This is a genomic window from Cytobacillus solani (assembly GCF_001420595.1).
In the GTDB taxonomy this organism is placed as follows: domain Bacteria; phylum Bacillota; class Bacilli; order Bacillales; family Cytobacillaceae; genus Cytobacillus; species Cytobacillus solani.
Genome location: NZ_LJIX01000006.1, coordinates 2,899,339 through 2,916,793, shown reverse-complemented (window position 1 = coordinate 2,916,793; position 17,455 = coordinate 2,899,339). Strand labels below are relative to the sequence as shown.

The 17,455-nt window shown below is 37.8% G+C and carries 23 protein-coding genes and 1 pseudogene; 22 read left to right on the top strand and 2 right to left on the bottom strand.

The genetic code is table 11. The features are described 5' to 3' along the window. Positions 1-87 precede the first annotated feature (87 nt). Positions 88-639: a hypothetical protein gene (locus tag AN957_RS16415; RefSeq protein WP_053476526.1), complete on the top strand. Its 552-nt coding sequence runs from the start codon at positions 88-90 to the stop codon at positions 637-639. Here the strand turns inward: AN957_RS16415 and AN957_RS16410 are convergent. Both AN957_RS16410 and AN957_RS16405 read right to left on the bottom strand, forming a co-directional pair. Further along, positions 625-861: a hypothetical protein gene (locus tag AN957_RS16410; RefSeq protein ID WP_053476525.1), complete on the bottom strand. Its 237-nt coding sequence runs from the start codon at positions 859-861 to the stop codon at positions 625-627. The genes AN957_RS16415 and AN957_RS16410 overlap by 15 nt on opposite strands. A gap of 47 nt (positions 862-908) precedes the next feature. Then, a complete protein-coding gene (locus AN957_RS16405) occupies positions 909-1,238 on the bottom strand; it encodes a hypothetical protein (RefSeq protein WP_053476524.1) in 330 nt (109 codons plus the stop codon). A 191-nt stretch (positions 1,239-1,429) separates the two neighbouring features. Between AN957_RS16405 and AN957_RS16400 the strand changes: the two genes are divergently transcribed. From AN957_RS16400 to AN957_RS16310, 21 genes and pseudogenes are all read left to right on the top strand, one after another. Beyond that, positions 1,430-2,512 carry a respiratory nitrate reductase subunit gamma gene (locus AN957_RS16400; RefSeq protein ID WP_053476523.1) on the top strand — a complete coding sequence of 361 codons (1,083 nt, stop codon included), beginning with the start codon at positions 1,430-1,432 and terminating at the stop codon, positions 2,510-2,512. Next, positions 2,499-4,676, top strand: a complete 2,178-nt coding sequence (locus tag AN957_RS16395) for a molybdopterin oxidoreductase family protein (protein WP_053476522.1) — start codon at positions 2,499-2,501, stop codon at positions 4,674-4,676. The genes AN957_RS16400 and AN957_RS16395 overlap by 14 nt, the downstream gene beginning before the upstream one ends. After that, positions 4,677-5,240: a 4Fe-4S dicluster domain-containing protein gene (locus AN957_RS16390; RefSeq protein ID WP_053476521.1), complete on the top strand. Its 564-nt coding sequence runs from the start codon at positions 4,677-4,679 to the stop codon at positions 5,238-5,240. 12 nt (positions 5,241-5,252) lie between these two features. After that, entirely contained in the window at positions 5,253-5,780 is a 528-nt protein-coding gene (locus AN957_RS16385; protein ID WP_053476520.1) for a Rieske (2Fe-2S) protein, read from the top strand. Next, positions 5,770-5,961, top strand: coding sequence for a hypothetical protein (locus AN957_RS16380; RefSeq protein WP_053476519.1), 192 nt, complete (start codon positions 5,770-5,772; stop codon positions 5,959-5,961). Before AN957_RS16385 ends, AN957_RS16380 begins: the two co-directional genes overlap by 11 nt. Positions 5,962-5,966: 5 nt before the next feature. Continuing rightward, the gene (locus AN957_RS16375; RefSeq protein ID WP_053476518.1) at positions 5,967-6,278 is read left to right on the top strand and encodes a hypothetical protein; all 312 of its coding nucleotides are present in this window, start codon (positions 5,967-5,969) and stop codon (positions 6,276-6,278) included. Position 6,279: 1 nt separating this feature from the next. Continuing rightward, complete coding sequence (locus AN957_RS16370; RefSeq protein ID WP_053476517.1) at positions 6,280-6,552, top strand: hypothetical protein; 273 nt, start codon at positions 6,280-6,282, stop codon at positions 6,550-6,552. Next, a complete protein-coding gene (locus AN957_RS16365) occupies positions 6,545-8,050 on the top strand; it encodes a nitrate/nitrite transporter (protein ID WP_053476516.1) in 1,506 nt (501 codons plus the stop codon). The genes AN957_RS16370 and AN957_RS16365 overlap by 8 nt, the downstream gene beginning before the upstream one ends. Positions 8,051-8,061: 11 nt before the next feature. Next, a complete protein-coding gene (locus AN957_RS16360) occupies positions 8,062-8,712 on the top strand; it encodes a sensor histidine kinase (protein ID WP_053476515.1) in 651 nt (216 codons plus the stop codon). 84 nt (positions 8,713-8,796) lie between these two features. Continuing rightward, positions 8,797-9,450, top strand: a complete 654-nt coding sequence (locus tag AN957_RS16355) for a response regulator (RefSeq protein WP_053476514.1) — start codon at positions 8,797-8,799, stop codon at positions 9,448-9,450. A 15-nt stretch (positions 9,451-9,465) separates the two neighbouring features. Beyond that, on the top strand, positions 9,466-9,903 hold the full coding sequence (locus tag AN957_RS16350) for a GAF domain-containing protein (RefSeq protein WP_231690092.1): 438 nt from the start codon (positions 9,466-9,468) through the stop codon (positions 9,901-9,903). A 22-nt stretch (positions 9,904-9,925) separates the two neighbouring features. Beyond that, positions 9,926-10,141: pseudogene (locus tag AN957_RS29205) on the top strand (PAS domain S-box protein); the annotation flags it as partial. After that, positions 10,130-11,653 (top strand): PAS domain-containing sensor histidine kinase, encoded by a 1,524-nt coding sequence (locus tag AN957_RS16345; protein WP_425388945.1) that lies wholly within the window; start codon positions 10,130-10,132, stop codon positions 11,651-11,653. The pseudogene AN957_RS29205 and the gene AN957_RS16345, both read left to right, overlap by 12 nt. A 260-nt stretch (positions 11,654-11,913) precedes the next feature. Next, the gene (locus AN957_RS16340) at positions 11,914-12,696 is read left to right on the top strand and encodes a threonine/serine exporter family protein (RefSeq protein WP_053477561.1); all 783 of its coding nucleotides are present in this window, start codon (positions 11,914-11,916) and stop codon (positions 12,694-12,696) included. Between the two features lie 22 nt (positions 12,697-12,718). Continuing rightward, entirely contained in the window at positions 12,719-13,174 is a 456-nt protein-coding gene (locus AN957_RS16335; protein ID WP_053476511.1) for a threonine/serine exporter family protein, read from the top strand. Between the two features lie 68 nt (positions 13,175-13,242). Continuing rightward, entirely contained in the window at positions 13,243-14,958 is a 1,716-nt protein-coding gene (locus AN957_RS16330; protein ID WP_053476510.1) for an ABC transporter ATP-binding protein, read from the top strand. Positions 14,959-15,099: 141 nt separating this feature from the next. Continuing rightward, positions 15,100-15,234 carry a hypothetical protein gene (locus AN957_RS28885; protein ID WP_256376269.1) on the top strand — a complete coding sequence of 45 codons (135 nt, stop codon included), beginning with the start codon at positions 15,100-15,102 and terminating at the stop codon, positions 15,232-15,234. Positions 15,235-15,323: 89 nt separating this feature from the next. Beyond that, complete coding sequence (locus tag AN957_RS16325) at positions 15,324-15,743, top strand: hypothetical protein (RefSeq protein ID WP_053476509.1); 420 nt, start codon at positions 15,324-15,326, stop codon at positions 15,741-15,743. A gap of 183 nt (positions 15,744-15,926) precedes the next feature. After that, positions 15,927-16,148, top strand: a complete 222-nt coding sequence (locus AN957_RS28585; protein WP_231690091.1) for an NUDIX domain-containing protein — start codon at positions 15,927-15,929, stop codon at positions 16,146-16,148. 263 nt (positions 16,149-16,411) lie between these two features. Continuing rightward, a complete protein-coding gene (locus tag AN957_RS16315) occupies positions 16,412-16,975 on the top strand; it encodes an MOSC domain-containing protein (protein ID WP_156341151.1) in 564 nt (187 codons plus the stop codon). An 18-nt stretch (positions 16,976-16,993) separates the two neighbouring features. Beyond that, complete coding sequence (locus AN957_RS16310) at positions 16,994-17,434, top strand: GNAT family N-acetyltransferase (protein WP_056685197.1); 441 nt, start codon at positions 16,994-16,996, stop codon at positions 17,432-17,434. Positions 17,435-17,455: the final 21 nt, after the last annotated feature.

The window sequence follows — 17,455 nt, the reverse complement described above, 5'->3', positions numbered from 1 at the left end:
ACTTTGATTTAATAAAAGCGTAAAGAACGAATAGGATTATGATTTTAGATGATTCCTTTTCGATAAGTGATTGCAGGAGGATGATTTATGGGAGAAAGGAAAGTGTATCTTCTGCTTACCGATACAGGGACATTATTTACTAGAATGATAAGGTTATATACGAAGGAAAGTCATAACCACGCATCCATAGGCTTTGATTGTGATTTAACGGAAGTATATAGCTTTGGCAGAAAAAGACCAAGAAATCCATTTATTGGCGGATTTGTAAAGGAAGATATGCATTCGGAATTATTCCGAAATGCCACATGTGCAGTGTATGTTTATTCGGTAACAGAAAAGCAGTATGAAAATATGCTTCGTCTAATTAAGGAAATAGAAGAGAATAAGCAAAAATATCGCTATAATTTACTAGGTTTATTCGCACTGGCTTTAAATAAGCGAATTCAACGCAAGCATGCTTATTTTTGTTCTCATTTTGTCGCAACTATTTTAAAAGAAGGCAAGCTTTTAGAAACAAACAAACATCTTTGTATGATTACCCCTCAGGACTTAAAACATGCATCTTCTAAAAAACTAGTTTATCAAGGGGATCTCCAATCTTATTTTTCATTTAAAGAAAATCAATTAGAAGTCAACTGATTTTGCCATTATATTCTTATTTATATAAACAAAAGAACCATCACTTATATCATTATAAGGTAGATGGTTCTTTTGTTTTTTCTGATAAAGTAAATCTTTTTTTGTTTTGGTTTTTCTTGTCCGCATATCTGCAAAAACAAATGGACTTCGATTCTCTTCCGGATTCCTTTTTCCTTCGCGAGTTAACTTTTCACGAATTTTCTTCGCTTTTGATTTTGTCATTACCTAACACTCCTTTTTTTATCTAACTTCATAATGAAAGAATAAACCTAAGCTGGCGAGATCACATTTGTTATTAGTAGTACAAAGAAAATGAGCCCTATAAATAGAAAAGTGATCGAAGCAAAGATAACATAGTTCAAACGTAAAGTAAATTCCTCTCTTTTCGATATGATTCCAGTCATTGCACTTGTCTGGCTGTCAATATGTCTTGTCATTGCCCCTCCACTGCTCGAAAACGAGATCGTAATTGCCGAAAATGCAATCCCAGTAAAAAACATTAATTCAATAAAGCGAACAGAGAACCATCTGGCAAGCAGCATCGTTAACCCAATTTCTATAATTAGTATTAAGGCAAATTTTAACATATTTTTCTTCATTTAATTGCCCCCTCTATTAAGTATACGATCGAATAGGTAAAAGGTTTCGAATATTCATTCAGTTAACTGTTTTATATATGATTTTAATATCAGGGGATTTCCCCAAAAAGATAAGGAGTTTCCCCTATATATTATAAATCTACAAACTTCTACAATGAAAGTAAGTTAAATGTTTTGAGGGGGAATATGAAATGCAGGCAAAAGCTGCTGTTAACGAAAAGCCGGTCCATTCAATTAATAATGCATTTGCTTCAAAGTTTGCAAAATCTATGTTTCTGGCTATCTGTGGACTTTTCATCTTAACATTCATTGGTACTAGGATGTTCACACATATCGATTTAAATTTATATGGCTATATGGTTGGAACGATTGTCTTTCTTGGCGGGTTCTTTTACCGATTTATTGCTTGGGGAGAAAGACCGCCGACAAAAATAATTATTAAAAAGGGAATCAAGCTGCTTTTTAGAAAATCAACACCCAAAACATCTGTAGAGCATTTAGCCACATATCGTTTCATCTGGAATAGGGGAATTTACCGATGGACGCAGCACGTGTTAATCGGCTGGGGATGTATCCTCGCTTGCTGTGTAACATTCCCGCTCGTGTTTGGCTGGATGTACTTCACAATGGATGATAATGGCATGTACAATATTATTCTTTTCGGAATGCAAATCTTGACAGTACCAGCTGATGGAATTATCGCAAACCTTTCCTATAATGCCTTGAATATTACTGCTGTCATGGTAATTGCAGGTGTGTGCATGGTGCTTTACCGCCGTTTCAAAAATATGCAGGCAAGAGCAGAACAGAAATTCATGTACGATTTCTTGCCATTAGTTATGTTGATATTAGTAAGTGTGACAGGATTACTTCTAACCTTTTTAAATATGTTTATGCATGGTCATGGTCAGCCAGCCATGTCTTTAATCCACCAATGGACAGTTATTATTACTTTAATCTATCTTCCGTTCGGAAAACTTGCTCATATCCCGTTCCGTCCGTTGAGTGTATTTGCGAAAAATTACCGCGAGTACTATGGGGAGCAATCGATGAAAAAATGTAAAGTATGTGAAACAGAATTTGTCTCAACAGAACAATCAAAAGATGTCGTCGAAGTTCTCGGCGTGAACGATATTCATTTTAAAACAGAGGAAGGCTACCATCTCGCTGAATTATGTCTTCCATGTCGCAGAAAATACCGGATTGCACAATTTTCCGGCTTCCCTACCCATGAGGTAAAAGTGAAGGAGGCAAACCAAAATGCAAAGGGATAAGTTCTTCAAAGAAATAGAGAATGTAAGACATCCGAATGAAACGCTCGTAAAAACACATTGCAGCTATTGCGGTATGCAATGCGGCATGAATTTACGGGTAAATACGTTAACAAATAAAATCATCGGGGTTGAGCCCCGTTATGATTGGCCGGTTACAGTTGGAAAGATGTGTCCGAAAGGGGTTACCGCTTACCAGCAAACTAATCATGATGATCGAATCTTAAAACCGCTTATTCGTGATGATGCTTCATTAAAAGGAACGAAAGAAGGCTTCCGTGAAGCAAGCTGGGAAGAAGCATACGATTTAATTGCTAAGAAATTTACTGAAATGCAAAAACAATATGGGAATGACACACTATCCGTATTCAGCGGTGTGTCAATGACGAACGAAAAGTGCTACTTAACAGGGAAATTTGCACGTGTAGCTCTCGGAACACGCTATATCGATTATAATGGGCGCTTCTGTATGTCAAGTGCTGCCGGTGGCTTCCTCCGTTCATTTGGGGTGGATAGAGGTTCAACATTGCCTTGGACAGATATTCATGAAACAGACTGCTTGTTCATTGCCGGAAGCAACACAGCGGAATGCCATCCAACATCGATGTTCCGGGTCTGGAACGTACAGGAAAGAGGCGGCTACATTATTGTCGCTGATCCGCGAGAAACACCAATTGCTAGAAGAGCAGATGTACATCTCGACTTGAAACCAGGAACAGATCTTGCACTTGCAAATGGAATCTTAAATCTATTAATTCAAAACGGGTATGCAGATGAAGAATTTGTTAATCAGCATACGAACGGATTTGAAGAAACAAAAGAGCTGGTTAAAGAATTCACTCCAGAATATACAAGTGAACTAACAGGTGTTGCACCAGAAAAAATCATCAAAGCAGCAGAAATTTACGGGAAAGCTCCAAATGCAGTTGTCATGTTTGCACGTGGAATCGAACAACAGCATAAAGGGGTAGATAATGTATCAGGCTATACAAATATGGCGCTAGTTACAGGTAAAATTGGCCGTCCGAAATCAGGTGTTGCGACATTCACTGGCCAAGGGAATGGTCAAGGCGGCCGTGAGCATGGACAGAAATCCGATTTGCTGCCAGGCTACCGGAAAATTACGAACCCTGAGCATGTAAAGGAAGTATGCCAAGTATGGGGTATTACACCAGATGAAATGCCAGAGCCAGGGGTTTCTGCCTATGAAATGTTCGAATTAATGGAAGAAAAAACAATTAGAGGCTTATACCTATTATGCTCAAACCCAGCTGTATCTGCTCCCAACTTAAATTTTGTCAGAAAAGCATTAAAAGGCTTAGACTTCATGGTATGTGCTGATTTCTATCTTTCTGAATCAGCAGAATTTGCGGATGTTGTTCTCCCTACGGTTACATGGTCAGAGGATGAAGGAACAGTGACAAACCTTGAAGGCCGTATTATTAAAATTAACAAGGCACAAGAGCCGCTTGGCGAATCCAAGCCGGATTGGCAAATTCAAGCAGAGCTTGCAGAACGGTTAGGCAAAGGAAAATACTTCTCTCACTTAAAAACAGCAAAAGACGTAGCAGACGAATTCCGCTTGGCAAGTAAGGGCGGTTATGCAGATTACTACGGTGCGACATGGGATAAAATTGATAAGCAAGATGGTGTGTTCTGGCCATGTAAGGATGAAAATGATCAAGGGACTCCGCATATGTTCCTAGACAAGAAATTCTATCATCCAGACGGAAAAGCAAAAATTTGCGCACTTCCTTACCGTCCGCCAGCAGAGGAGCCAGATGAAAAGTTTCCATTGCGCTTAACAACTGGACGTGTTGTTTACCATTACCTATCAGGGAACCAAACGAGAAGAATTCCATTCCTTCGCGATATGTGTCCAGAGCCGTTTGTGGAAGTGCATCCGGAAACAGCAGCAAAATATAAGATGGAGCATGAAGAAAGAGTCCGCCTATTTACAAGAAGAGGCGAAGCTATTTACAAAGTAAAAATAACAGAAGCGATTCGTAAGGATACGGTCTTTGTTCCATATCACTTTGGTCACGAACAATCTATTAATCTATTAACAATTGCAGCATTGGATCCAATTTCAAGAATGCCAGAATTTAAAGCATGTGCTGCACAATTAGAAAAAGTAGAAAATGCTGAAATGAAGAAGGTGCAATAAATGACTAAAAAGAGGCTGTATTTAGAACTAGAAAACTGTATCGGCTGCCGTTCATGCCTTGCAGCATGTACACAATGCGGCGGACACGAAGAAAGAAACAGAAACTATGTTTATGATGTAAACCCTCTAGTTAACAGACAAACGATGCCTTTAATGTGCCTTCATTGTGTCAATCCTGCATGTGCGAGAAGCTGTCCGGCGCAAGCGATACAAATCCATGAAACAGGGGCTGTTTTATCTGCTTTAGTGGAGAAATGTATTGGCTGTCAAAACTGTACGATTGCTTGTCCTTATGGCATACCGAAATTTGATACAGAACAAAACTTAATGTATAAATGTGATTTATGTATTGACCGGACAAAGGATGGCATTCCGCCGATGTGTGCAAGTGTTTGTCCATCTAATACACTTCAATGGCTAACAGACGAAGAGATTGAAAACAAGAAGCAGCAATTCAATTTAGATAATGGCAAATGGGTAACAAGCCTGCCTTATCTAGAAGGTGAAACAAACGTGAAAGTAAATCTCCCTGGTATTTTACAGGGTGTTACTAAGCTATTTTAGGAGGGATTCGGAATGCCATCAGATAAAAATAATAAAATTCCCTTTAATGAAGATAATTACACACACAATATTGAACGGAATAATGAAAGAAAATTGGATAGACGCGGGTTTATGAAAACATTGGCTGGGGCTGCTGGTGTATTCGCTGTTTCCTCCCTTCCATGGGGAGCTGTTGCAGCAAAGGAATTAATGGGACTAGGAGAGAAAGAGTATCCGCATAAAAAAATTACGGATGTAAGCAAATTAGCGGTAGGAGATTCATTGGAATTTAAATTCCCTGGTGATCATGATGATGCGATTATTATCAGACTAAATGAAAACAAATATGTTGCTTATCAAAATGCATGTACACATCTTCGCTGCCCAGTATTTTGGGTGAAAGAACAAAACCAAATGGTTTGTCCTTGCCATCATGGGTTCTTTGATGCAGAAACAGGTGCACCGACAGCCGGACCACCAAGACGTCCGCTTCCAGAAATTCAAGTGAAAGTAGAAAATGGAGCAATTTATGCAGTAAGGGTGAAACGTTATGAAGCGTAGTTACGTAGGAGTTGCCGTCCTTGCATTCATTTTGTTCCTAAACATTATTTTTACACAATATATGGTTCATCAATTCTTTTATGAAAATTATGTCAACACATTGATATTTTGCGGATTAAATATCGTGTTGTTCCCAATCGCATTATTTGCTTATAAAAAGATGAAAAATGTAAAGGCGTGAGTCAAATGAACAGTGAAACATACCTTGATTTTTGTTTTATTAGAAAATCTTCCGGAAATTTTGCAGCAGAAGTAGACGAAATGTTATCGAGGCTATTTAAAGGTGTTCGCTTAAATTGGTATTTAGACGAGAAAATTGAAGATGACATGGAAATTGTCGTAGCTGAAGTAAAAGGCATGAGCAAATGGCAATCAGAAGAAGAAACCATTGCCTATATTGAGGAACATGCAGAAGATACATTTTGGGATACACTTCAAGGCTATAAAATGTTTATCTATCCGGCAAAGAGAGGGTGCGGTAGCTGTGGGACCCACTGAAATGGAAAAAATCGAGTCATTTATTTCCCATCGGGCTGAAGTAGCGATCTTAGATCAGCCCGGTGAAGATCAAGCACCTTTTGTAAAAAAAACGATAACGAAAACAGGACTATGTCCTGATAAGACGCATCTGCGTATTTACTTTGATGATAAATATTTCTTCGCTGTGCCGTTAAAAGCAGATGTGAAAATGAGCAAATATGAATGGTCTGCATATGACCATGAAGCAGGATTAAATTATGTTATTAGAAGAGAGCGTGGACCAGATGCTTAGAAAAATACAGCTCCCATTACAAACATTAAATCTTGTAGTCGGCTTTATGATTTGGGTGTTGATATCATCTTTACTTCCGTTTATTAAAGAAGATATTGCCATTCCCGATAATCAATTGGCACTTGTGACAGCTATCCCAGTTATTCTAGGGTCAATATTACGTGTTCCGCTCGGGTATTATGCCAATCAATTTGGGGCAAGGAAAATTTTTCTCATCAGCTTTGTTCTGCTATTATTCCCAGTTTATTATATTAGTGTTGCGAATTCTTTAGCAGATTTATTGGTAGGGGGATTATTTCTTGGAATTGGTGGAGCCGTGTTCTCTGTTGGGGTTACTTCTCTGCCAAAGTATTATCCAAAGGAAAAACATGGGTTTGTAAATGGGATATACGGTGCCGGAAATCTTGGTACTGCCATATCTGCATTTGCAGCACCTGTGGTTGCAACAAAATTGGGCTGGTCAACAACTGTACAGCTATATCTCATTATTCTAGGTATTTTCATTATTGCTAACTTCCTTTTAGGGGATAAACAAGAAACAAAAGTAAAAACACCGCTTTTAGAACAAATTAAAGGTGTATATAAGAATGAAAAGCTTTGGCTGCTAAGCTTGTTCTATTTTATCACATTTGGATCCTTTGTAGCTTTCACCATCTATTTGCCAAACTTTCTAGTTGCGAATTTTGGTCTTGATAAGGTAGATGCAGGTTTTCGTACAGCTGGATTTATTGTCATTGCCACACTTATGAGACCAATAGGAGGATGGCTGGCAGACCGTTTTCATTCACTAATTCTTCTGATGTTTGTATTCGGCGTTTACACGGTTTCAGCCATGATCCTATCATTTGCTCCATCCATCGGCTGGTATACGTTCGGGTGTTTAACAATCGCACTTTGCGCTGGTATCGGGAACGGTGTGATCTTTAAGCTGGTACCGATGTACTTTAGTAAACAAGCGGGAATTGTGAACGGGATTGTTTCGGCAATGGGTGGATTGGGCGGATTTTTCCCGCCAATTATCCTCACCTTGCTATTTAATCTGACTGGTCACTATGCGATTGGCTTTATGGCTCTGTCAGAGGTGGCTCTCGCAAGCTTGATTTTAGTTGTTTGGATGTATTTCCAAGGGAAAATGAGTCTTGCTAATGAAGTTATAAATCACACAGTTGAGGGGATTATGATTACAGATATGAGCGGGAAAATCATTTCTGTCAATCCAGCTTTTACTAAGATTACAGGCTTTGAAGCAGCTGAAGCAATTGGAAAGAACCCGAATATTCTTAAATCGAATAAACAACCGAAGACTTTTTATGAAGATCTCTGGCGTTCAATTGAAACTAACGGGTTCTGGCAAGGTGAAATATGGAATAGCCGTAAAGATGGAGAGGAATATCTCCAATGGCTGACGATTAGTGCAGTAAAGAACGATGCTGGTGAAGTAGTTCAATATGCGGGGATGTTTAGTGATATTTCAAATCATAAGAATAAAAAGGCATAAGGAGGGGTGACATGGAAAGACAGCCAGTTAAAAACGATATTAGTTCCTATATTATTCAATCTCAGGAAGAGGAGATTAAACGAATTGCACTCGAACTGCATGAAGGGGTCGGACAAACATTATATAGTCTTTATACAGGGATGCAGTTTATTGGGAATGCGGTTGAACAGGTTGAGATGAAGGGATATGTTAGTGATATGGCTGAATTGCTTGAAAAAACGATTCAAGAAATCCGGCTGCTGGCTGTTGAGCTCCATCCTCCTACTCTTACGACTTTAGGGCTGCTTCCTGCGATGAAAAGCTATCTAAAGCTGTACACTTCGACATACGGAATAGAGGTAGAGTTAGAGACTTCCGGTAAAGAAATTCCGTTAGAGGAAAGGCAAAGAATCACTCTCTTTCGAGTATGTCAAGAAGCTTTGGCGAATATTGCAAGATATGCAGACACAGTGAAGGCAGAAATGACTTTTGCGTGGCAATTCGATCATTTATCCATTATCATTAAAGATAATGGCAAAGGATTTAATATTGATAAAGGGTGGCATCAATCGACTGGACTTGCAGCGATGAAGGAAAGAATGCATTTAATCGGGGGAGAATGGCATCTTTCATCAAAGATTGGCGAAGGGACAGTAGTCGAACTTTATCTTCCATTTATATAAGAGAAAAAACAAGGGATTTGCGAAAATGCAATCCCTTGTTATGTATTTTCACTTTACAATCGAACAAAGATAGGGGGAGCTGGCATGATCAAAATTCTGCTTTGTGATGACCATGCAGTCGTAAGAATGGGGTTGAAAATGCTTTTAAACAATCATTCAGATATAGAAGTGATAGGGGAAGCTTCTGAAGGGAATGAAGGCATTCAAAAGTCACTCGAATTAAAGCCAAATGTCGTTGTGATGGATTTAAGCATGCCGCATGGGAAAGATGGTCTTTCAGCAACAACAGAATTAAAAAAGCTGTTGCCTGAAACGGCCATCCTCATTCTAACAATGCATGATGATGAGGAATATTTATTCAGAGCCATTCAAGCAGGGGCCTCTGGATGTATTTTAAAAAGTGCTCCACATGATGAACTTCTTTCAGCGATCCGTTCAGTAGCTGCAGGTAATGCTTATTTGCATCCTTCAGCTACGAAAAGATTAATGGAGGAATATATTGGAAATGCGAGAAATGGGAATGTTGACACGTTTAATCTTCTTTCTGATCGGGAAAAAGAGGTGCTGACTTTAATTGCGAAAGGATTTTCAAATAAGGAAATTGCTGAACAGCTAGTTATCAGTGTCAAAACGGTTGAAACTCATAAAGGAAATTTGATGGAAAAACTTCAAATGAAAACAAGGCCAGAGCTTGTTGAGATTGCGTTGAAAAAGGGGTTACTAGGATATGGAATTTAAAGGGGGAGTGCAATCTTGAATCAATCATTTGAGATTGCTCATACATGTGAATCCATTTTATCTAAAATAGCTACTGATTTTGTTGGCCTTGCCCTACAGAATAGAGAAGGACCTGATGTAAGGTGGCATTATGCGGCTGGGAATAGTAATGACAAATATAAGAAAATCACTGTTCGATATGGAAAAGGCATTGCTGGGAAAGTGATCTCGACAGGAAGTCCGATAACGATTAATAATTTTCCTGAGAATATCCATGGAAAAGCACTTGAATATCCGATAATGCTTGCTGAAAAGCTGCTTTATGCTTTCGCCGTTCCGATTTTTTATAAGGGTGCACCAAAAGGTGTTTTATTGGTAGGGCGAAGAACGAATACACCAATAAACAAAGAGGAACAAAATATTGTCAGACAGGCGGCCATTACTTTGGAAGGGATGATAAGCAGTCTGTTTTAAATGGCAATCAGGAGGAACAGATATGGACAGGGATAGTCAGATACAATTTAATAAAAACAATACTCCTGCTTCGGGGGATGCGACTATTCTAGTGAATGAAAAAGGGATAATATCAGATTCGAATCAACGGGCATGTCACATATTTGGCTATGAAAGGATAGAAATGATTGGGGCAGAGCTAAATAAATTTATGCCTGAGATGAATCTTTTTGCTGCAGAAGAAGGAATGATCATTCATCAGTTTGGAAAACATCGAGAAGGTCATGATTTTTCATTGTTTTTTCGGATAAATGCTTTTTCACTTGGAAATGAAAATTACTTCCTAATTATTTTTAATAGTGTAAAAGATCAATCAAGACTAAAATCTCAGAATGCCTATCAATTAAATGAGCTTGTTGATTTAAAGTATGCCCTTGATGCATCAACAATTGTTGCTTTTACTGACCAAAGGGGAATTATCACTTATGTAAATGAAAAATTTTGCGAGGTTTCGAAGTATTCAGCTGAGGAACTAATAGGGAAAGATCATCGAATTATTAATTCAGGTTATCATTCAAAGGAATTTATGAAAGAACTTTGGCAGACAATTGGAAATGGGGAAGTATGGCGTGGGGAAGTTAAGAATAAGGCCAAGGATGGTTCCTATTACTGGGTAGATACGACCATTGTTCCTTTTCTTAATGAAAAGGGCAAACCATTTAAATATTTAGCTATCCGTAATGAAATAACGGAGTATAAACAAGTTGTGGAAGAACTGAAGAAGTCGGTTAATGAGTTGAGTGACCTTAAATTTGCTCTTGATGCATCGTCTATTGTTGCTATTACTGATCAAAAAGGGACTATCCATTATGTTAATGACCAATTTTGCCGTATTTCTAAATATTCAAGAGATGAATTAATTGGAAGAGATCATCGGATTATTAATTCGGGATATCATCCTAAACGATTCTTTGCAGATTTGTGGCGAACCATAGCGTCAGGCAGAGTGTGGAAGGGTGAAATTAAAAATCGTGCGAAAGATGGTACATATTATTGGGTAGACACGACAATCGTTCCATTCCTGGATGAGTATAGACGACCATATCAATATTTGGCTATTCGACACGAAATAACTAAGAGAAAAAAGGTAGAAGAAGAACTCCAATTAATGATGGCGAAAATCATAAATGTTCAGGAGGATGAGCGAAGACGGCTATCTCGTGAACTGCATGATGGGATTGGGCAAAACCTTTATAGCCATCTTATTACAATCAATCGTTTGCAATCGGAATTTAATCATCTTTTATTAGATCAAATGCAGGAGGAAGCAACTGAAATTATCGAAGAACTAAGGGATCTTTCTTGGGCATTGCGGCCTTCTGTGCTTGATGATCTTGGATTAATTCCGGCTATTCGTTCCTACCTTGTACGTTTTTCTGATCATAGTCATATTAATGTTCATTTTGACTGTTATTTGAATACAAGACTGAGTGAAAATAAAGAAATTACCATTTATCGAATAATTCAGGAGGCATTGACGAATATACGAAAATATGCGGATACGGAAGAAGCAACGGTAACGATTCGAGAAATGGAAGATGAAGTAAGAGTAATGATAGAAGATAAGGGAAAAGGGTTTGATATACTAGAGGTTTCTCGTGGAGTTGGTCTTTTTAGTATGGAAGAAAGAGCGAAAGCCGTTCAAGGGAGCATCACGATTCAATCAATTAAGGATAGAGGGACAAAGATTATTTTAGACGTTCCGCTATAGTTGAAAAGCTGCCTGTTCGGCAGCTTTTTTCTCTGGTTGTATCATGAGGCTTTTGTCGAAACATCGATATTTCCGATTTTTCGAAGATAAACCATCTACTTTCGGAGATATATTTACATTTTGTAGATAAATTTATTATTTCGCAGATATAATTATATTTCGAAGATTTTTATATTGACGTGCAAGGCAAAACTTTCTTGATTTCTCTTTAATTCATGATACATTTCCTTTATTATGAAGAAATATAATTGAATGTGGCAATGTATTATTGTTTAGGAGGGAAAAGGGTGGAAAATAGATTTCCCCAAACATATGAAGTGATTGAATTATGTCTGCTTGCTGGGAAAATTATGCTGCAGTGCGGAGGAGAAACGTATCGAGTAGAGGATACAATGACAAGGATTGCTGCTACGTTCGGCATTCCCCAATCACATAGCTATGTAACACCGACAGGGATTATTTTTTCTATTGATGGAACAGAGCCTGCCAAATTTATTCGAATATCAGAGCGAACAACGGATTTATATAAAGTAACGCTGGTAAACGGGGTTTCCAGGAAGTTAAGCAGCGGGGAGTTGACAGCTGAACAAGCTCTGAATCGATTGAAGGAAATTCAAGATGCAGACTTTACTTTTCCAATCTATCAGCAAATCATTGCAGCCTCCATTTCCAGCGGCTGCTTCTTAATGATGTTTTTAGGCCAATGGAGCGATTTTATACCAGCCGTCATCGCAGGAGGATTAGGATTTGTCTGTTTTGTCTATATTCATCAAATTCTAAAGGTCCGATTTTTCTCGGAGTTTGTTGCCTCACTTGTAATCGGTTTAATCGCCTTTCTATTTGTAAAAATTGGTGTCGGAACACAGCTTGATAAAATCATTATTGGTTCTGTCATGCCGCTAGTTCCAGGTTTATTAATTACGAATGCTGTAAGGGATTTGATGGCCGGGCATTTAGTGTCTGGATTATCAAAAGGGGCAGATGCATTTTTAACTGCTTGTGCAATAGGTACAGGAATTGCAGTTGTCGTCGCCTTTTATTAGTGTAAACGGAGGTATACAGTAAATGATTGTACACTTAATAACAAGTTTTATTGCCTCTGCAGCGTTTGGTATACTTTTTAATGCGCCTAAAAAGTCATTACTTAAATGTGGGTTCGTAGGCATGGCTGGCTGGTTTATTTATATCTTCCTCGTAAATAAGGAATTCGATGCAGTTGTCGCTTCCTTAGTTGCCGCATTTGTGATTGCGGTTATCAGTCAGACTTTTGCTAGAATGTATAAAACACCGATTATCATTTTCAGTGTTTCTGGGATTATTCCCCTAGTTCCAGGTGGCTTAGCATATGACGCGATGCGTCATTTTGTTGTCAATGATTACAATGTTGCTATTCAGTTAGCAGCAAAAGCATTTATGATTTCTGGTGCGATTGCCGTTGGCCTTGTTATATCAGAAGTACTCAATCAGTTATTAATGAAGATAAAATTTAAAAAAAAGAAAAAAGCTAATGAAGTCAATTAACTTGTATGTTTATCAGCTACACCATATAATCCTAGTAATTATAGTTTGAGGACAAGGAGAAAAATGTTATGATTCGCCGATTTTTTTCGTATTATAAACCGCATAAAAAACTTTTTACGATTGATTTTAGCAGTGCAGTCATAGTCGCGATTTTGGAGCTTGCATTCCCGCTTGCTGTACAATGGTTTGTTGATGATTTACTGCCAAGTGGAAACTGGTCAAAGATTGTTTCCGTCAGTGCCGGACTTTTAACGCTATATTTAGTAAGCACATTTTTGCAATATATCGTAAACTATTGGGGGCATATGCTTGGCATCAATATTGAAACAGATATGAGGCAGCAGCTGTTTCAGCATGTTCAGCGTCAATCCTTCCGTTTCTTTGATAATACAAAAACAGGTCATATTATGAGCCGTGTAACAAATGACCTGTTTGATATTGGAGAACTTGCCCATCACGGTCCAGAGGATTTATTTATTGCAATCATGACATTTGTTGGGGCATTCTGGATTATGCTTACGATTAATGTGAAACTAGCATTGGTGACGATTATTATCACACCATTTCTTGTTTGGCTCATTTCCTTCTGCAATATTCGTATGAATAAAGCATGGAAGAAAATGTACGGTGAAATTGCTGATGTAAATGCTCGAGTAGAAGACAGTGTTTCAGGCGTGCGTGTTGTACAATCTTTTACTAACGAAGAATATGAGATTAGCCGATTCAGAACGAACAATCAGAGATTTCGATTAGCAAAGCTTTCTGCTTACAAAATTATGAGCTTTAGTTCGTCAGGTATATATATGCTAACGCGCTTAATGACACTTGTCGTCTTAGTATTTGGTGCGTGGCTAAGCTTTACAGGCCAGCTAACATATGGTGAACTAGTCGGTTTCGTTCTTTATGTGAATGTTCTTTTGAAACCAATTGATAAAATTAGCGCATTGCTTGAGCTGTATCCCAAAGGTATGGCAGGATTTAAACGTTTCCTTGAATTATTGGATTCAGAACCAGAAGTGGAAGATGCAGAAGATGCCATAGAAGTGGCTACCCTTCGTGGAGATATTACGTTTAACAATGTTACCTTCAGCTATGATGAACATAAACCTGTGCTGGAAGGGATTAGTCTTCGAATGAATAAAGGGGAGACTGTCGCTTTTGTCGGTCCTTCTGGTGCCGGGAAAACAACCATTTGCTCTCTTATTCCCCGATTTTATGATGTAAACAGTGGAAGTATAACAATCGATGGCATGGATGTAAGAGATATAACTAAGAAATCGCTGCGGTCACAAATCGGAATTGTGCAGCAGGACGTATTTCTTTTTACAGGAACGTTAAAAGAAAACATTGCTTATGGTATGCTCGGTGCAACAGATGAACAAGTAGAAGAAGCAGCAAGAAGAGCCCATTTGGAAGATTTCATTGCTTCACTCCCACTTGGCTACGAAACGCAAATTGGGGAAAGAGGATTGAAGCTTTCTGGCGGTCAAAAGCAGCGGATTGCGATCGCACGAATGTTTCTAAAGAACCCGCCTATTCTTATTCTTGATGAAGCAACATCTGCATTAGATACAGAAACAGAACAAATAATTCAAACAGCATTGACCGAGCTTGCACAAGACCGGACTACACTTGTCATTGCACATAGACTAGCTACGATTCGCAATGCTGATCGCATTGTTGTCGTAACTGAAGATGGAATTGCAGAAGAAGGGCGCCATGATGAATTGATTGACCTTGGTGGCATATTCGCAAATCTTCATAGAGTTCAATTTCAGAGATAAAAAAATGCACAAGCATTATGCTTGTGCATTTTTTTTGCCTATTTTTATGAATATAGGGTGTTTCATTATGCATGTCCATAACTCATACATAACATGGAACTGTAAGGGTCCCTTAAATCTTTATGAAAGGGGGGACTATTTATGCTAGTAATCCTTCTTCTTCTAATCATTCTGTTGTTTGCTTGGATTTTGGCGTTGATTTTTGGCAGTGAAAGTCAAGCGCATGCTATCAGAAAAGCCATTCGTTCATTATTTGTACAAGCACCTGCTGCATAATTAGAAGGTACACTGGGAAATGATCCTCCCAGTGTATTCATTAGAAGTTGCCTATATTTTTTTGCAAATTTGAAGGGAGAGTTCACCAAGTGACAAGTAATAGTGAAGGAACTGTAAAGCAATTCCTTAATAATCAATCAGCGATGACCTTAGTTGAAAGCCTGCTTAAAAATGAAGATTCACTTAACTACAGTGCTTTAATGAATATGGCAAACAAACTATTGAATGATGAAACACTAATGGAGCTGGTTGGAGAAATTGGCAATTCACCTGATGAAATGAAGGAAGAGCAGGATTTACATCAACAAGAGGATCAAAAGCTTTACGTTTTACAAAAACAAATAGAGGCGATGAACAAAGAGCTTACAAAAACAAAACAAGAATTAGCCAGCTTAAAGAAGCAAGACACATCAATCATTACTTTAGGTATGAAGGTCATTCATGCAGCAAGCCAAGATTTGAAAAAAGGTGTAAACATACTCACTGGAGTAAGGAATCTATTGAAATAGAAAGCATTGCTTTTATAGTAATGCTTTTTAACTGGAGTTCAAAAAGCTACTAAATAATCATAGAAGGAATCTAGACTTTTGATGAAGAATAAAGATATTAATACAAATGAATAAGAGAGCGAGTCTATGTTTTTAAAAGGGGGATTTATGGTCAATGGGATCAAATGAAGGAAATATCATCGGGTGAGAAAGGCATATGGCTATGTGACAAGAATGAAAGATGGCAAAAGACAGCTGTTAGTATTCCAGCATTCCATTCCTGAAGCAGGGATACAAATTCCTAAAGGGACTGTAAAACCTAATGAGGATACATATAAGGCAGTTATAAGACAATTGGAAGAAGAAACGGGATTAAAAGATTTTGAAATTGAAAGTTTAAATTGCAGAGGATTATTGGGCAGCTGATGATGGTGTAATACATAATCGATTTTTTTATAAAATAACAGTAAGAGATGCCCAAGATAAGTGGGACCATCGGCAAACAGGCGGAGGAGAAGAAGAGGGATTAACATTTAAACTATTTTTGGATATTTTCTATAAAGGAAGTTGATCTTGTTCAAGGTCATGGGGATTACTTACATTATATTTTGGATTATAATTAACCGGGGAAATCATCAAATCTCAGCTTGATAGCACAAACTGAAAAAATAGAGAAATGGAGAACATTGATGAATATACATGAAGAGAATTTGATAAGCGGAAAAGTACTTGCTGTAAGCTTGAGCAGTACCCATACATTTAGTAAGAAGAATATAGATAAGATTAAATTAGTGGCAGGATTTGGGGTTGAAGGAGACGCACATTTTGGCTCAACAGTTAAGCATCGCTCTAGAGTGGCGCAGAATCCGAATCAACCTAATTTAAGACAGGTTCATTTGATTCATTCCGAATTGTTTGAGGAATTAAAGGCACATTTTGATATTAAGCCTGGACAGCTAGGTGAAAATATTACGACTCAAGGGATCAATCTTCTTGAACTGCCTACTGACACAATTCTGTATATAGGGGAAGAAGCGATTATTAAAGTAACAGGTTTACGAAATCCGTGTCCACAAATAGAAAACTTTAAACCTGGTCTTTTGCAAGCTGTTTTAGATAGAGATAGTGAAGGGAATCTTATTCGAAAGGCTGGTATTATGGGGGTCGTTTTAAAAAGCGGTGAGGTTAATCCAGAGGATTCTATCCATATTCAATTGCCCGCCAAGCCATATCGTAAACTTGAGCGTGTATAAGCAAAAGGAGTGTAATCTATGGATATTAAATATGTATATTTTGATTCAACGCCTGATAATAAGATAATGGAAGGCATTTTATTTCTACATAAGAATATATTTGGCAATTCTGATCACTTGTGTCACCGAATGGAAAGTAAAACAAATTTATTAATTAATATTGCTATACAAAATTCAAAAGTAATTGGCTATAAAATTGGTTATTCTTTGGATAACGATAAATTTTATAGCTGGTTAGGTGGAGTGGATGTAAAGTATAGAAATCAAGGAATAGCAAGCTATTTGATGGAAAAGCAGCATGAAATGCTGAGAAAAAAAGGATATATAGCAGTTCAAACAAAAACGAAAAACAAATGGCGCAGTATGCTAATATTGAACATTAAAAATGGCTTTGATATCATTGGTACTTATACTGATGATGAAGGTGAACCAAAAATCATTCTAGAAAAAAAGTTATAAATAATTCATAAAAACGATTAA

Bases quoted from the DNA above. Each gene is read 5' to 3' on its own strand.
- AN957_RS16410 (WP_053476525.1), bottom strand. From the start codon at position 861: ATGACAAAATCAAAAGCGAAGAAAATTCGTGAAAAGTTAACTCGCGAA.
- AN957_RS16345 (WP_425388945.1), top strand. From the start codon at position 10,130: ATGATCATTCATCAGTTTGGAAAACATCGAGAAGGTCATGATTTTTCA.
- AN957_RS16335 (WP_053476511.1), top strand. From the start codon at position 12,719: ATGATTGTACACTTAATAACAAGTTTTATTGCCTCTGCAGCGTTTGGT.
- AN957_RS16315 (WP_156341151.1), top strand. From the start codon at position 16,412: ATGAATATACATGAAGAGAATTTGATAAGCGGAAAAGTACTTGCTGTA.
- AN957_RS16380 (WP_053476519.1), top strand. From the start codon at position 5,770: ATGAAGCGTAGTTACGTAGGAGTTGCCGTCCTTGCATTCATTTTGTTC.
- AN957_RS16340 (WP_053477561.1), top strand. From the start codon at position 11,914: ATGTATTATTGTTTAGGAGGGAAAAGGGTGGAAAATAGATTTCCCCAA.
- AN957_RS16395 (WP_053476522.1), top strand. From the start codon at position 2,499: ATGCAAAGGGATAAGTTCTTCAAAGAAATAGAGAATGTAAGACATCCG.
- AN957_RS16390 (WP_053476521.1), top strand. From the start codon at position 4,677: ATGACTAAAAAGAGGCTGTATTTAGAACTAGAAAACTGTATCGGCTGC.
- AN957_RS16400 (WP_053476523.1), top strand. From the start codon at position 1,430: ATGCAGGCAAAAGCTGCTGTTAACGAAAAGCCGGTCCATTCAATTAAT.
- AN957_RS16330 (WP_053476510.1), top strand. From the start codon at position 13,243: ATGATTCGCCGATTTTTTTCGTATTATAAACCGCATAAAAAACTTTTT.
- AN957_RS16310 (WP_056685197.1), top strand. From the start codon at position 16,994: ATGGATATTAAATATGTATATTTTGATTCAACGCCTGATAATAAGATA.
- AN957_RS16365 (WP_053476516.1), top strand. From the start codon at position 6,545: ATGCTTAGAAAAATACAGCTCCCATTACAAACATTAAATCTTGTAGTC.
- AN957_RS16385 (WP_053476520.1), top strand. From the start codon at position 5,253: ATGCCATCAGATAAAAATAATAAAATTCCCTTTAATGAAGATAATTAC.
- AN957_RS16355 (WP_053476514.1), top strand. From the start codon at position 8,797: ATGATCAAAATTCTGCTTTGTGATGACCATGCAGTCGTAAGAATGGGG.
- AN957_RS28885 (WP_256376269.1), top strand. From the start codon at position 15,100: ATGCTAGTAATCCTTCTTCTTCTAATCATTCTGTTGTTTGCTTGGATT.
- AN957_RS16405 (WP_053476524.1), bottom strand. From the start codon at position 1,238: ATGAAGAAAAATATGTTAAAATTTGCCTTAATACTAATTATAGAAATT.
- AN957_RS16375 (WP_053476518.1), top strand. From the start codon at position 5,967: ATGAACAGTGAAACATACCTTGATTTTTGTTTTATTAGAAAATCTTCC.
- AN957_RS16360 (WP_053476515.1), top strand. From the start codon at position 8,062: ATGGAAAGACAGCCAGTTAAAAACGATATTAGTTCCTATATTATTCAA.
- AN957_RS16415 (WP_053476526.1), top strand. From the start codon at position 88: ATGGGAGAAAGGAAAGTGTATCTTCTGCTTACCGATACAGGGACATTA.
- AN957_RS16370 (WP_053476517.1), top strand. From the start codon at position 6,280: ATGGAAAAAATCGAGTCATTTATTTCCCATCGGGCTGAAGTAGCGATC.